Here is a 13610-nt window from a genome sequence, read left to right as displayed (position 1 = left end):
AGTCGGTGCCGGCACAGGCAGCATTTCAGGGAACGCCTGATTTATGTAGCGAGCGAAGAGAGGTTGGCCGTCGCCGGAGCACAGAAACCGGAGCCTATGCGGTACTAGGTGAGGATTTCGACCGGGCTCGCGTACGAGCACCGCCGGCGGCCAAGATATCGAGCGCAGCAATAAATCAGCGTTTCCTTAATCCTGCTGGCGCCCCTTCCCGGCAGCAATCCTCAACCGCAGGGCATTGAGCTTGATGAAGCCTTCGGCATCCTTCTGGTCGTAGGCGCCGGCATCGTCTTCGAAGGTGGCGATCGACTCGTCGAACAGCGACTGCTCGGACTTGCGCCCCACCACGGTGGCACTGCCCTTGTAGAGCTTCATGCGCACCACGCCGGAGACGTTCTTCTGGGTTTCGTCGATGGCGGCCTGCAGCATGCGCCGCTCGGGGCTCCACCAGTAACCGTTGTAGATCACCTCGGCGTACTTGGGCATCAGCTCGTCCTTGAGGTGGGCTTCCTCCCGGTCCAGAGTGATCGACTCGATGGCGCGATGAGCGCGCAGCATGATGGTGCCACCCGGCGTCTCGTAACAACCGCGGGATTTCATTCCCACATAGCGGTTCTCGACGATGTCCAGACGGCCGATGCCGTTGTCGCCTCCCAACTGGTTGAGACGGGAGAGCACGTCATGGGGCTTCATCGGCTGGCCGTCGATGGCCACGATGTCGCCCTTGTCATAGGTCAGCTCGACATAGGTCGGGGTGTCCGGGGCGGCTTCCGGGGAGACGCTCCAGCGCCACATGTCCTCTTCGGCTTCCACCCACGGATCCTCGAGGTTGCCGCCTTCGTAGGAAATGTGCAGCAGATTGGCGTCCATGGAATACGGGGACTTCTTCTTCTGGCTGGTGAAGTCCACCGGGATGTCGTGCTGCTGGCAGTAGGCCATCAGCTTCTCGCGGGAGGTCAGGTCCCACTCGCGCCACGGTGCGATCACCTTGACGCCGGGCTTGAGCGCATAAGCCCCGAGCTCGAAGCGAACCTGGTCGTTGCCCTTGCCGGTGGCACCGTGAGAAATGGCGTCGGCACCGGTCTGATTGGCGATCTCGATCAGGCGCTTGGCGATCAGCGGGCGGGCGATGGAGGTACCCAGGAGGTACTCGCCTTCGTAGATGGTGTTGGCGCGAAACATCGGATAGACGTAGTCGCGCACGAACTCCTCGCGGAGATCTTCGATGTAGACCTCCTTGACGCCCAGCGCCTGAGCCTTGGCACGAGCCGGCTCCACTTCCTCGCCCTGGCCGATGTCGGCAGTGAAGGTCACGACCTCGCAGTCATAGGTCTCCTGCAACCACTTGACGATGACGGATGTATCCAGGCCGCCGGAATAGGCCAGCACGACCTTCTTGACATCGGACATTCGGGGCTCCTTTGTGATGAACGACTGAAGGTTGGGATTATAGCGTGGCTGCTGCGCGGCGAATACCGGCGCGGGACGGCCTCTTGCCAACCTGCTAGACTGCTGTCCACTTTTCGACGACCGCAATCGGCGCATAGACGAAGGAGAGGTGCATGAGCGAGGCGATAGCCCGCGATCTGATGGCCCAGCGATTCCGCAGCTTCCTGCCAGTGGTGGTGGACCTGGAAACCGGAGGGTTCGACTCCCAGCGGGATGCGATTCTGGAGATCGCTGCCGTCACCCTCACCATGGACCCGGACGGCAATCTGCTACCCGATGCCACCTACGCCTTTCATCTGGACCCCTTCGAAGGAGCCAACATCGAGCAATCGGCGCTGGACTTCACCGGCATCAAGCTCGACGACCCACTGCGCCAGCGCGTCGCCCTCTCCGAAGCCGAGGCGCTCGGCGAGATCTTTCGTCCCGTGCGCAAGGCAATCAAAGCCCACGGCTGCACCCGCGCCGTGCTGGTCGGCCACAACTCGGCATTCGACCATGGTTTCCTCAATGCAGCCGTGGCGCGCTGCGGTATCAAGCGCAACCCCTTCCATCCGTTCTCGAGCTTCGATACGGCGAGCCTCGCCGGGCTGATCTACGGCCAGACGGTACTCGCCCGTGCCTGCCAGGCCGCGGGCATCCCCTTCGACAACCAGGAGGCGCACTCGGCACGCTACGATACCGAACGCACCGCCGAGCTTTTCTGCGCCATGGTCAATCGCTACAAGGATCTGGGGGGCTGGGCGCAGGCCCAGCGCGAACAGGGGATGGAAGAGGAGTAAGAAAGGCGAAGCGCCGCTCTTCGAGCTTCAGCCTTCCGGCTGATCGTCCTTGTGCTTCTCGGCAGTTTCCTTGATCAGCGTCTCCAGCTCGCCACTTTCGTACATCTCGGCGACGATGTCGCAACCGCCCACCAGCTCGCCGTCGACCCACAGCTGAGGGAACGTCGGCCAGTTGGCATACTTGGGGAGTTCGGCGCGAATGTCCGGGTTGTCGAGTACGTTGACGAAGGCGAAACGCTCACCGCAGGACATCAGAGCCTGAACGGTTTGGGCCGAGAACCCGCATTGCGGCAGCTGCGGCGTCCCCTTCATGTAGATCAGGATCGGATTTTCGCTGATCTGACGCTGGATGTTCTCGATGGTGGTGCTCATTTGCGCTCCCGGTTCTTTCACGTGAGTGGCAAGCTCGCCGACGGGCAATACCCGAGTGCGACGCTTGGCCTTTATTCATGGCCACATTCTACCCATGCCAGGCGCATTGCGCATCCCCCGACGGCTGGCTAGGATGGGCGTTTTTTCGTGGGAGAAACCACCATGGCGACACGCCATTTCCTGACGCTACTGGATCTGAGCCGCGACGAGTTGCATTACCTCATCCAGCGCGGCATCACCATCAAGAACCGCTTGCGGGCTCAGGGGCCGACTTACGCCCCCTTCGCCAACCGCACCATGGCGATGATCTTCGAGAAATCCTCGACCCGCACACGCGTCTCCTTCGAAACCGCCATGGCCCAATTCGGCGGCCATGCACTCTTTCTCTCACCCCGCGATACCCAACTCGGCCGCGGCGAGCCGATCGAGGACACCGCCCGCGTGCTCGCCGAGATGGTCGACATCGTGATGATTCGCACCTTCTCGCATGTCGGCCTCGAGGCATACGCTGCCGCCAGCAGCGTTCCGGTGATCAATGCCCTGACCGACGACTATCATCCCTGTCAGTTGCTCGCCGATGTCATGACATGGACGGAGCAACGCGGCAACATCAAGGGCAAGACGGCCGTGTGGATCGGCGATGGCAACAACATGTGCCATTCATGGATCAATGCCGCCCGCCAGTTCGGTTTCCGGCTGCGCGTGTGCTGCCCCGAAGGCTACGAGCCGCGCCAGGACATACTCGACGCCGCCGAGGACCAAGTGACGATTCTCCACGACCCCGAAGCCGCGGTCGTGGATGCCGACCTGGTGACCACCGATGTCTGGGCCTCCATGGGCCAGGAAGAGGAACAGGCCAAGCGCGAGGCCGACTTCGCCGGTTTCCGGGTCAGCGAAGACCTGCTCGACCGCGCCAAGCGCGACGTGCTGTTTCTGCACTGTCTGCCCGCCCACCGCGGTGAAGAGATCAGCGAGACCCTGCTCGACGATCCGCGCGCCGTGGTCTGGCAGGAAGCCGGCAACCGCCTGCACGCCCAGAAGGCACTGATCGAATTCCTGCTGCTGGGCCGCGTCGAGGACTAACGCTCCGTGGGGCGCCACGCCGGGCTGGGCAACCCGGTCAGCGGCCCGTGGTACAGGCTGACGTCTCCAGCAGCGTTTCCAAGTCATCGAGTGGCAGCGGGCGCGAGAAGAGATACCCCTGATAAGCGTCACAGCCCTGCCCGGCCAGCCACTCGCGGTGCGCCTCGGTTTCCACGCCCTCGGCAATCACCTCCAGGCCCAAGTTGCGGCCGAGCTGGATGATCGATGCCGAAATCACTTCGTTGGCGCTGTCCTCGAACAGCGGCCGCACGAAGGACTGGTCGATCTTGAGCTGATCGAGAGGCAGCCGATTGAGGTAGGAGAGCGACGAGTAGCCGGTGCCGAAATCGTCCAGGGAGAAGCGCACGCCCAGTGTCTTGAGGCGAAGCATGGTCGCGCGGGCGATCTCCGGCTCCTCCAGGAACAGGGTTTCGGTGAGTTCCAGCTTGAGTCGCTCGGGAGGAGCCTGGGTCTCCTCCAGCACGGCTTCCACCTCGGCCACGAAATCGGGTTGCTGGAACTGGTGGGGGCTGATGTTGACGGCCATGGTCATGCCCGACGTCTCTGCACGGGCAGCCCATGCCGCCAGCTGTCGACACGCGGTCTCCAGCACCCAGCGTCCGATGGAAACGATCAGGTAGCTCTCCTCCGCCACCGGAATGAAATCGCCGGGCGGCACCATGCCGTGCTCCGGATGCTGCCAACGCAGCAGCGCTTCCACCCCCATCACTCGCTCCGCTTCGTCGACCTGCACCTGGTAGAAGAGGTGCAGTTGATCGTGCGCCACGGCCTGACGCAGATCCGACTCCAGCATGGCTCGCCGGACTGCCACGGCCTGCATCACGGGATCGAAGAAGCGCAGGGTGTTGCGCCCCGCCTGCTTGGCCTGGTACATGGCCATCTCCGCCTGCTGCAGGCACTCCTCGACGCTCTCGGTACCATCACCGAGCAGGGTGATGCCGATACTGCCCGAAACCGGGTGGCGCTGTTCGCCGACCCGAAACGGCTCGGCGAGCGCGGCGAGCAGCTTGTTGGCCTTGCGCTCGGCGGCCTGAGAGGCCATCTCGAGATCCTCGCCCAATGCCTCGACCAGGATCACGAACTCGTCACCGCCGATCCGCGCGACGAGATCGCCATCGTGACCCGCCTCCTCGAAGCGTCGCGCCACCAGTTGCAGCACGTCATCCCCCTGCTGATGTCCCAGGCTGTCGTTGACGTGCTTGAAACCATCGAGATCGATGAACAGCACGGCACCCTGCTGCTGGGTACGCGCATACGCCTCCAGGGCATGCCCGATGCGATCGAGCATCATGCGACGGTTGGGCAACCCGGTGAGCGGATCGTAGTAAGCCAGGCGATACGCCTCCTGCTCGGCCGCCTTGCGGGTGGTGATGTCGCTGAGCGTCGCCACGTAGTGGGTGACTTCTCCGGCGTCATCGGTCACCGCACTGATGGTGAGACGCTGCGGGTAGGTGTCGCCATTCTTGCGACGGTTCCACAGCTCGCCTTGCCAGCTCCCCTCGTCATGGATGTGCTGCCACATCTCGCGATAGAACTCGGGCGGGTGGCGTCCGGAGTTGAGCATGCGCGGATTGCAGCCGAGCACCTCCGACTCGCGATACCCGGTGATCGCCTCGAAGGTGCGGTTGACCTTCTGGATACGCCCCCGGGCATCGGTGATGAACATCCCCAGGTGCGTTTCGAACGCCATGGCGGCAATGCGCAGCTCTGCCTGCAACGAACGGTTGATGTGCCACAGCCGCCGTTCGCTGCGCAGCAGCTCGGCTTCCGTTTTTCGCAGACGCAGATAGTGCACCAGCGCCAGCAACCCGGCGAGAGCCACCAGCAGCCAGCCACAGGAAAGCACGAGCACTTTGTGACGCCAGTCGTAGAGCCAGCTACCCGCGTTCTGACCGACCGCGACCAGCAGGATGAGCAGTGTCAGCAGACAGGTCATCGCCGTGACGTACAGGGCGATGGCCTGCCAGGCGCTCCAGCGCCGGGGCATGGGGATGTCGTTATCCGACGACAAAGCCTCTCCTCGGTTACGGTGCTGGGCTACTGGCCGGCAGGCTGGCGCAGCAGCAGTTCCACACGACGGTTGGCGGCACGTCCTTGCGCCGAATCGTTGCTTTCGAGCGGCCGGGTATCGGCATACCCCACGGCGCGCAGCCGCTCGGCGTCCACGCCCAGCTCGGTCAGGAAGCGCAGTACCGCGATGGCCCGCGCCGTGGAAAGTTCCCAGTTGGAAGGAAAGCGCGCCGTGGCGATGGGTACATCGTCGGTATGCCCCTCCACCGACACCTCACCGTCGAACTCGGCCAGGGTATCGTGCAAGCTACTCAGCACCTCCTCGCCCTGCCCGGTCAACTGAGCGGCGCCACTGCTGAACAGCAGGTTGTCGTCGATGCGCAGCGTGATGCCGCGATCGCCCTCGGCAACGCTCACCCCATCGATCTGCAGCCCGGAAAAGCGTGGCTCGAGCCCATCGTGTCGCGGCTTGAGGCCCGGCGACAGCTGTCCGGCCACGATCATGGCTGCTACCCGAGCCTCCGGCGTGATCTCCTGGCGCGACTGCCCCCCGGCCTGCGTGCCCATGCTGGCAACGCCGTTACCCATCATCGATACCAACAGCACGAACAGGGTGATGAGCAGCGTCAGCACATCCAGATAGCTCATCAGCCACCCCTCCTCGTCGCCCCCACCGGTCGAGGGTGGCTGCAAGGCGTTGCGGGTGGTGCTGTCAAGCATTCTGTCCCGCCTCGGTCGGATCGTTCTGGTTGGCCGGCCCCACATCGCGGATTTCATCGTGGTAGTTGGCCACGAAGGAGTTGAGCGTCTCCTCGATGAAGGACGGCAGGCGCCGCTTGGTGATCAGCGAGATACCCTCGAGCACCATGTTCATGGCGATCAAGCGCTCCTCGGTGCGCCGCTCGAGCTTCACCGCAACGGGCTTGAACACCAGGTTGGCGAGCAGGATGCCGTAGAAGGTGGTGAGCAGCGCCACTGCCATGCGTGGTCCGATGACATGCAGGTCGCCGGCCTCCATCACCTCCAGCATGTTCACCAGCCCCACCAGGGTGCCGATCATGCCGAATGCCGGCGCGTAGGTCGCCATGGTGCGAAAGATCTGCGCTTCGGCGTGCTCGCGGGCCTTCAGTCGGGCGATGCGCCAGCGCAGCAAGTCGAAGATCTCCTCTTCCTTGGTATTGGCGATGACCAGTTGGATGCCGGTGCGCAGGAAGGGATTGCGCGTACGCTCCAGGGCCTCTTCGACGGCTCGTACGTCGCCCTTGAACCACAGCCGCGCCATATCGACGAGTTCCTTGATGTCGTCGCGGGTATAGGTGTTCTCACGCCGGAACACCAACCCTACCAACCGAACCACCCGCAATACCTCGCGCAACGGGTAGCTGATGAAGGTGGCCGCCATGGTGCCCGCCAGCACGATGGCAAGACCGGGCAGGTTCAAGAAGCTCTGCGGCGATTCGGCGGTGAAGAAAAGCACGCTGACCAGCAGCACGATGCTGGCAAGCATGCCGATGATGGTGGATGGATTCATTCAGGGCTCCAGTACTGCGTGGGCGCGCGTTCTCGATAACACGATATCGGCGACACGGCCCCAGACTTTAGACTGCTGCCACCTTCGACAGCAACGGCTCAGCGGTATCGTCCTTGATCTCGAACAAGTCCATGGCTATCCGTTAAAGATTCCGTCAACGAGGCCGATACCTTGGCGTACAGGCCCAGTTGCGGCTGCCCTACAATCCCGAACCAGGAGCCGTGATGCACCGATGCCTCACCAGCACCGAAGATGGCTGCCCTCGCTGCGAACAGCCGCTGCCCTTCGAGTTCACCATGGCTTTTCAGCCCATCGTCGACCTGGCTCAGGCCCGGGTGACCACGCATGAGGCTCTCGTGCGCGGCCCCAACGGCGAGTCGGCCTTCAGCATTCTGTCCCAAGTGACGCCCAAGCTGCTCTACCGGTTCGACCAGGCCTGCCGTATCCGCGCCATCGAACTGGCCAGCCACCTGGGCATGACCGGCAACCTCTCCATCAACTTCCTGCCCAATGCGGTGTACGAGCCCAGTGCCTGCATTCAGGCCACCCTCGAGGTTTCCAGGAAGGTCGGCTGGCCCACCGAGCGGCTGATCTTCGAAATCACCGAAACCGAGCAGGTACAGAATCAGCAACACCTGCGCAACATCATCGACACCTACCGACGCATGGGTTTCGCCACCGCTCTCGACGACTTCGGCAACGGCTACGCCAACCTCGACCTGCTGACGGTTCTGCATCCCGACCGCCTCAAGATCGACCGCACTCTGATCAGCCACTGCGACCGCGATCCTCGCCGCCAGGCCATTCTGCACAGCCTGGTGACGCTCGCCGACGATCTCGACATCGGACTCATCGCCGAAGGCGTCGAGACGCGCGAGGAGGCCCTATGGCTCGCTCGCAACGGGCTGACTCACCAACAGGGCTATTTTCACGCTCGGCCCGCTCTGGAAACGCTGGCCAACGGGCTCGACGCACACCTGGAAGCGTTGCGCGAGACGCTCGACGCCTGAGTCGCAACCGGCTCCGCGCCGGCCAAGCCAAGCGGCCGAAGAGGACGTCGCCGCCGTCTTCCCGTATCATGCTCACGCGCACATACGCATCCAGCAAGGAGCCATGCAGCATGTCGGAGTCACGGGATCTCGATCCTTGCACCCTTGCCCTCCACCCCATCCACGACAGTGAGCATCGTCACGTCGCCGAGCGGCTCGTATATCGCCAGCCGGATGACGACGAAAGCGACGACATCCTGGCCGCCACCGCCCGCGCCCTGGCCGTCGCCGTCTACGAGCTCGGCGACACCGGCTTGCTGGACGAACGCCTGCTGTTCGTCACGCTCCCATTGCCATGGATCAATCGTCCCGAGCTGCTGCCCACGCCGGCCAGCCGACTGGTGATCGGGATCGATGCCACGGCCAACCTGACCGACGAGCTGCTTCAGCGCCTGGACGAGATGCGCGAGAGGGGCTATCGGCTCCAGTTGCCAGCCAGCCTGCTGGCATGCGCCTCCGATGTCCTGCTTCCACGCACCGACATCGTACGGTTGAGCTCACCCGACGACCTCGACGCCGATACCCTCAGCCGCCTTGCCAAGGCCGACCTCGCCCTGCTGGCCGAGCGGATCGACAGCGCGGAAGCGCTCGAACGCTACCGGGCCATGGGCTGCCGTTACTACGATGGCCATTATCTGGCCAAGCCCGACTTCATCGCCTCACGCCCGCGCGGCCGGCACGGCAACAAGGCCGCCCAGATCCGCCTGATCCAGGCGCTCTACGACGAAAACACCGACTTGCAGCGACTGCAGGAGCTGGTCGTGCAGATGCCCCACCTTCACGTCGCCATCCTGCGCCGCGCCAATTCCAGCTACTTCAACCGGGGCGGCAAGGAAGTCGTCGACCTGCGCCGCGGCATGCAGATTCTCGGCCTGATCGAGCTGCGCCGCCTGATTCTGACGCTGACCCTGGCCAGCCTGCAGCCATCGTCTCGCATCGTACTGCGCATGGCCCTGGTGCGCGCCTTCATGTGTCGCAACCTGGCAGCGCCTTTCCCCGATCTCGACCCCGAAGACGCCTTCACCACCGGTCTGTTCTCGTTGATGGATGCCCTGCTGGAAGAGGAACGCGATTCTCTGCTGGCCAAGCTGCCGCTCAACACGGCCATCATCCACGCCCTGAAGGATCGTCAGGGCCCGTTGGGAGCCGTGCTCAGCCTTGCCGAGAGCCATGAACGCCAAATAGAAGAGATGCCCGACGAGCCTCGCCCGGACCAGCTGCACCGCTGCTACATGGCAGCGTTGGAAAGTACCCGCGCGCTCATGGGCAACCTTTGACGCAAGCGACGCTCAGCCGTCCGCGCGTAGGCGCGTGCGCAGGCGGCTCACCGCCTGGCTGTGCAGCTGGCAGACGCGCGATTCCGTCACGCCCAGCACGGCACCGATCTCCTTGAGGTTCAGCTCTTCCTGATAGTAGAGCGCCATCAACAGCTTCTCGCGTTCGGGCAACGCCTCGATTCCCGCGATGAGTCGATCGCGTCTCTGCTGGTCGATCAGCTCATCGAACGGACGGTCGGCCTCGGCATTGTCGACCCCCGGTTCGAGCCCCTCGTCGAGCAGCGCCTCGAAGGGCAACAGGTGGCCGCTGTTGGTATCGCTGAGCAGCTGGCGATAGTTTTCCAGCTCCATGTCCAGTTCAGCGGCGATCTCCGTCTCCTCGGCGGCTCGCCCCAGGCGCTGCTCGAGGCTGCGTACGGCTTCGTCCACCGCCCTGGCATTGCGTCGCACGCTGCGCGGCAGCCAGTCACGGCTGCGCAGTTCGTCCAGCATCGCGCCTCGGATGCGCTGGCTGGCGAAGGTGGCGAAGCTCGCCCCCTGGCCGGCATCGAAACGCCCCATGGCCTCCAGCAGACCCACGGTACCGGCCTGGATCAGGTCGTCCAGTTCGATGCTCGCTGGCAACCGTACCTGGAGCGACAGCGCTTGGCGTCGCACCAGCGGCAGGTACTGGTCCAACAGGTCGTTCTGTTCGATCTTGCCTCGTGCTGTGTACATGCTCTCGTCTCGCGGCCGTCACCCGGATGTCGCGCCGAAGGCGCTCACCCATGCCAACGTCATGGCGCTTCGTGGTTCACGATCACCTGCAGTCCCTCCACCCTGACAGCACGCTGACCTTTCTCGGCCAGCGTGAAGCGGAACCTCAGCGGAGCCTGTGCATCCCCTCCTGCCAAGGCATCCGTCTGGCCGCGCGGGCCGGGCAGGGCCACGCACCGCTCGGCCTGACAGAGACGGGCGTTCACCGCCGCGTCCGTAGCCACGCGATAACGCCAGCGGATGCTCCCGATCCGCTCACCCCGGGCCAGATGAGGCGTGGGTGGCGCAAGGCTGGCTGAACTCATCTCACGCTCGGCCATGACGACGGTCATGGCCGGCGCGCTGGCTACCCAGCTGCCGGCCGCACCGGCTGCGGTCGACCACAGGCCGGCGGCCACCAGCATGGCGCTCATCACCCCCCTCATCGGGCCAGCACCAGCAACTCGATGCCAAAATAGTTGGCAGCCACCCGCCGCAGGTTATCCAGCAAGCCCTTGGGGCCCACGTCCGGCGGATGCACTGCCAGTAGGCGCTGGGGCCCACCTCGCTCGGCCACCTGCTTCAGCACGCGGTAGGCGCGACGAAAAGCCTCCTCGTCACTGCCGACCCACAGGGCCCAGCGCGATTGCTCGGTCGCCAGCACCGGCAAATGGGGGCTGGATGGGTCCAGCGGTACCACGCGCCAGTTGGCCGGGTCACCGATCCAGTCGCGGCCCTCTGCGGCCCACGCCTCGAAGAGCTCGGTCACCTTGCGCGCCTGGCGCTCGCCCATGCCCGGCAGGCCCAATACCATCAGCGTCACCGTATCCGCCGAAGAAGGCTGGGCACGTGAATGCCCCATGGGTGCCTTCGCCGCTGCGCCGGCACCCGACGATGCCGCGGGTGCCGACTCAGTACCGTGCGCGGCTTGCGTCGTCGGCGGCACCGCCGATGGCTCCGGCTGCGGAGCCGTCAGTTCCGCCGCCTCCTGACTGGCGGAAAGTTCGACCAGCATCTCCGCCACATGACGCGGACAACCGGTATCGGCCGACTCACCTCCGCTGGCCCACTGCCGCAAGCCGGCGGCTTGATCCATGCCCATTAGCCAGCCTCCCGTTCACCAAGTCCCAGGTGGCGAATGGCATCGCGCACCAGGAACAGCTCTACCAACGCCTCCATCAGCGCCACGTCACGTCGCCGACGACGTCCGCCAGCCAGGCCCAGCAGCTCGGCACGTAGATCCATGGCCGCCTCGTCATCGGCCAGATCGAGGTGCGCCGCCACCGCCGCCGTGCCACTGGCCATCAGCAGTCGCACATCGGGGCGCAACTCGCCGAGCTCCTGTGGTTCGATACGCTGCCAGGCACGCCGGGCAAGCAGTGCCAGGCCATCCCCCTGCAACTGATGGAGCAACAACGGCACGGGCTGGCGAGCCAGTCGTGCCGGTGTCAGCCAGTAGCGCCGGGCTACCGTGCGACCGCTTTCCGCATCGCGTACCTCGGCGAACCAGGCCTGTGCCGCCAAGCCCTCATCACCGCGTCGCGCCGGCCTGGGAACCACGTTGACTGCCAGAGTACCGAGCTTGAGTCGCGCCGCCATGCCGCGGAAGCGGCAATGCGCCTCATCGAGGGGATCGGCGAGCGCAGCCAGCGCCTTGAGGGGGTCGCGCTCTCCGGCATGCTCGACGCGCTGGCTGCCGCGCACCTGACTGACCCAGCTCTGCGAACGGCTTTCCAGCCACTGGCAGGCATCGGCATCGGGTAGACCTGCCATGAGATGAACGCTGGCCCCCAGCTTCGTTTCTGCATCGGCCAGGCGCGGCTGTTGCCCAGCGACCTGCCTATGCTGCAGCAGCGGCAGCGCCAGCCAGTCACCGTCGGCATTCAAGGCGATGTCCGGCATCGACCAGGAAGCGCCACTCACCCGGCGACGCTCGCTCCACAGCATGCCCAGTGCGCGATCGGGGCCGGGATAGCTCGCCAGCAGATCGTCCAGACGCTGCTGCTGGACCGAGTCGGGCAAGCCCAGCAGATCCCAGACTGCCTCCAGTTCGCCGAAGCCGTCCACACGCTGGCGCAGCGCCTGCAGCGTGCCCGCCAGACGCCGCCCCTGGCCCATCAACGTCGGCGTTCGTCCCGCGGACGCGTCGCGAGGTGCGGAGGCGCTACCTCGATAAGGCACCTCGCGACGCTGGGCCAGCGCTTCGTCGATCAACGCGGGCGGTTCGGCCAGCGACATGTCCTCGGGCACGCGCTGGCCATGGGAAACGAACAGCAAGCGCAGGCCATGCCGCATGACGATGTCCAGCGCCGGGGCTACGCGGCCGGCTTCATCGTGCTTGGTGATCACGCAGTCATTCAGTTCGGCGCCGGCTGCCTGGGCCGCCTGACGATAGCGCTGCACCACCTCTTCCAGGGTTTCCGGCTGGCTGGCGGCATTGAGCAGCAGCACCAGACGCACGGGGGTGCTGCCGCCGCGCAGGTGCCCAACCTGCTCGATGACCCGGTGATCGCGCTGGCTCATGCCCACGGTATCGATGATGACCCAGGACTTGCCCTGCATTCGGCCCAGCAGATCGTTGACCGGCTGGTCGGCGGTAAGCGCGAACATCGGCACGTCGAGCAGCCGCGCATAGATACGCAGTTGCTCGTGGGCGCCGATCCGGAAGCTGTCGGTGGTGACCAGCGCCACCGGGCGGGTACCGTGACGCATCACGTAACGCGCCGCCAGTTTGGCGGTGGTGGTCGTCTTGCCCACCCCGGTGGGGCCGATCAGAGCGACCACCCCGGTGCGATCCAGGAACGCCGCCTCGTCATCGAGTCCGGAAAGGCGCTGCACCAGCTGTCGCTTGATCCACGCCATGACGCGCTCTTCCTGGATGTCGGCAGCGGCCAGCTCGTCGGGGAGAGCCGCGACAACCTCATCGGCCAGTGCCGTTCCGAAGCCGACGCCCAGCAGCAGATCGCATATCTGAGCGTCGAGGCCACTCGGCGACTCGCGCCCCTGCTGATCGCGCGCCAGCAGCGCACGCATGTCGCGCATCTCCTCGAGCAGCTTCTCGCTCATGGCGGCAAAGGCGCCGTCGGCACTGCCGGCCGGGGCGGCACGCGATTCGGCCACCGCAGGCGAGGCGGGAGCCGTCGGTACCTCGCCGCCGCCCGGCGCCGACGACTCGGCCATGGCCAGGATCTCGACGCCACTGTCGGTACGCCGGTTGGCGAGGATCAGTGCTTCGTCGCCCAGCGCCTCGCGTACCTGGCGCATGGCATCGCGACTGTTGGCACCGGTGAATCGCATGACGCTCATG

At 65.0% G+C, this 13610-nt stretch carries 13 protein-coding genes; 4 read left to right on the top strand and 9 right to left on the bottom strand.

The genetic code is table 11. The features are described 5' to 3' along the window. Nucleotides 1-186: 186 nt before the first annotated feature. Nucleotides 187-1407, bottom strand: coding sequence for an argininosuccinate synthase (locus GFD32_RS05695; RefSeq protein ID WP_163575600.1), 1221 nt, complete (start codon nt 1405-1407; stop codon nt 187-189). 152 nt (nt 1408-1559) lie between these two features. On the opposite strand from GFD32_RS05695, the gene rnt reads away from it, so the two are divergent. Beyond that, nucleotides 1560-2225, top strand: coding sequence for a ribonuclease T (gene rnt / locus GFD32_RS05690; protein WP_163575599.1), 666 nt, complete (start codon nt 1560-1562; stop codon nt 2223-2225). Between the two features lie 27 nt (nt 2226-2252). On the opposite strand, the gene GFD32_RS05685 is transcribed toward rnt, so the two are convergent. Beyond that, nucleotides 2253-2597, bottom strand: a complete 345-nt coding sequence (locus GFD32_RS05685) for a Grx4 family monothiol glutaredoxin (RefSeq protein WP_163575598.1) — start codon at nt 2595-2597, stop codon at nt 2253-2255. 162 nt (nt 2598-2759) lie between these two features. Here GFD32_RS05685 and argF point away from each other — a divergent pair, with 162 nt between their 5' ends. After that, on the top strand, nt 2760-3680 hold the full coding sequence (gene argF / locus GFD32_RS05680) for an ornithine carbamoyltransferase (RefSeq protein WP_163575597.1): 921 nt from the start codon (nt 2760-2762) through the stop codon (nt 3678-3680). Nucleotides 3681-3717: 37 nt separating this feature from the next. Here argF and GFD32_RS05675 read toward each other — a convergent pair whose 3' ends face one another. Genes GFD32_RS05675 through GFD32_RS05665 form a run of 3 tightly spaced genes read right to left on the bottom strand, consistent with a single transcriptional unit; the run spans nt 3718 to nt 7242 of the window. After that, a complete protein-coding gene (locus GFD32_RS05675; protein ID WP_163575596.1) occupies nt 3718-5712 on the bottom strand; it encodes a putative bifunctional diguanylate cyclase/phosphodiesterase in 1995 nt (664 codons plus the stop codon). 26 nt (nt 5713-5738) lie between these two features. After that, on the bottom strand, nt 5739-6431 hold the full coding sequence (locus GFD32_RS05670) for an OmpA/MotB family protein (protein WP_163575595.1): 693 nt from the start codon (nt 6429-6431) through the stop codon (nt 5739-5741). Beyond that, complete coding sequence (locus tag GFD32_RS05665) at nt 6424-7242, bottom strand: motility protein A (RefSeq protein ID WP_163575594.1); 819 nt, start codon at nt 7240-7242, stop codon at nt 6424-6426. The genes GFD32_RS05670 and GFD32_RS05665 overlap by 8 nt, the downstream gene beginning before the upstream one ends. Before the next feature lie 224 nt (nt 7243-7466). On the opposite strand from GFD32_RS05665, the gene GFD32_RS05660 reads away from it, so the two are divergent. Both GFD32_RS05660 and GFD32_RS05655 read left to right on the top strand, forming a co-directional pair. Beyond that, nucleotides 7467-8252: an EAL domain-containing protein gene (locus GFD32_RS05660; protein WP_163575593.1), complete on the top strand. Its 786-nt coding sequence runs from the start codon at nt 7467-7469 to the stop codon at nt 8250-8252. A 110-nt stretch (nt 8253-8362) separates the two neighbouring features. Beyond that, nucleotides 8363-9568 carry an EAL and HDOD domain-containing protein gene (locus GFD32_RS05655; RefSeq protein ID WP_163575592.1) on the top strand — a complete coding sequence of 402 codons (1206 nt, stop codon included), beginning with the start codon at nt 8363-8365 and terminating at the stop codon, nt 9566-9568. A 12-nt stretch (nt 9569-9580) separates the two neighbouring features. Here the strand turns inward: GFD32_RS05655 and GFD32_RS05650 are convergent, their stop codons facing one another. Genes GFD32_RS05650 through flhF form a run of 4 tightly spaced genes read right to left on the bottom strand, consistent with a single transcriptional unit; the run spans nt 9581 to nt 13609 of the window. After that, complete coding sequence (locus GFD32_RS05650; protein WP_163575591.1) at nt 9581-10285, bottom strand: RNA polymerase sigma factor FliA; 705 nt, start codon at nt 10283-10285, stop codon at nt 9581-9583. Nucleotides 10286-10344: 59 nt separating this feature from the next. Then, nucleotides 10345-10737, bottom strand: a complete 393-nt coding sequence (locus GFD32_RS05645) for a flagellar protein FlhE (RefSeq protein ID WP_240455556.1) — start codon at nt 10735-10737, stop codon at nt 10345-10347. An 8-nt stretch (nt 10738-10745) separates the two neighbouring features. After that, a complete protein-coding gene (locus GFD32_RS05640; protein ID WP_163575589.1) occupies nt 10746-11405 on the bottom strand; it encodes a hypothetical protein in 660 nt (219 codons plus the stop codon). Beyond that, nucleotides 11405-13609, bottom strand: a complete 2205-nt coding sequence (gene flhF, locus GFD32_RS05635) for a flagellar biosynthesis protein FlhF (RefSeq protein ID WP_163575588.1) — start codon at nt 13607-13609, stop codon at nt 11405-11407. The genes GFD32_RS05640 and flhF overlap by 1 nt, the downstream gene beginning before the upstream one ends. Between the last annotated feature and the right edge of the window lies 1 nt (nt 13610).

It is taken from the genome of Halomonas faecis, from assembly GCF_010993975.1.
Taxonomy (GTDB): domain Bacteria; phylum Pseudomonadota; class Gammaproteobacteria; order Pseudomonadales; family Halomonadaceae; genus Halomonas; species Halomonas faecis.
This window is presented reverse-complemented; position numbering and strand designations above follow the sequence as displayed.

Excerpts from the sequence above, each read along its gene's own strand:
- GFD32_RS05660 (WP_163575593.1), top strand. The coding sequence starts at position 7,467 with ATGCACCGATGCCTCACCAGCACCGAAGATGGCTGCCCTCGCTGCGAA.
- GFD32_RS05685 (WP_163575598.1), bottom strand. The coding sequence starts at position 2,597 with ATGAGCACCACCATCGAGAACATCCAGCGTCAGATCAGCGAAAATCCG.
- GFD32_RS05640 (WP_163575589.1), bottom strand. The coding sequence starts at position 11,405 with ATGGGCATGGATCAAGCCGCCGGCTTGCGGCAGTGGGCCAGCGGAGGT.
- argF (WP_163575597.1), top strand. The coding sequence starts at position 2,760 with ATGGCGACACGCCATTTCCTGACGCTACTGGATCTGAGCCGCGACGAG.
- GFD32_RS05650 (WP_163575591.1), bottom strand. The coding sequence starts at position 10,285 with ATGTACACAGCACGAGGCAAGATCGAACAGAACGACCTGTTGGACCAG.
- GFD32_RS05695 (WP_163575600.1), bottom strand. The coding sequence starts at position 1,407 with ATGTCCGATGTCAAGAAGGTCGTGCTGGCCTATTCCGGCGGCCTGGAT.
- GFD32_RS05670 (WP_163575595.1), bottom strand. The coding sequence starts at position 6,431 with ATGCTTGACAGCACCACCCGCAACGCCTTGCAGCCACCCTCGACCGGT.
- GFD32_RS05645 (WP_240455556.1), bottom strand. The coding sequence starts at position 10,737 with ATGAGCGCCATGCTGGTGGCCGCCGGCCTGTGGTCGACCGCAGCCGGT.
- flhF (WP_163575588.1), bottom strand. The coding sequence starts at position 13,609 with ATGAGCGTCATGCGATTCACCGGTGCCAACAGTCGCGATGCCATGCGC.
- GFD32_RS05665 (WP_163575594.1), bottom strand. The coding sequence starts at position 7,242 with ATGAATCCATCCACCATCATCGGCATGCTTGCCAGCATCGTGCTGCTG.
- GFD32_RS05655 (WP_163575592.1), top strand. The coding sequence starts at position 8,363 with ATGTCGGAGTCACGGGATCTCGATCCTTGCACCCTTGCCCTCCACCCC.
- rnt (WP_163575599.1), top strand. The coding sequence starts at position 1,560 with ATGAGCGAGGCGATAGCCCGCGATCTGATGGCCCAGCGATTCCGCAGC.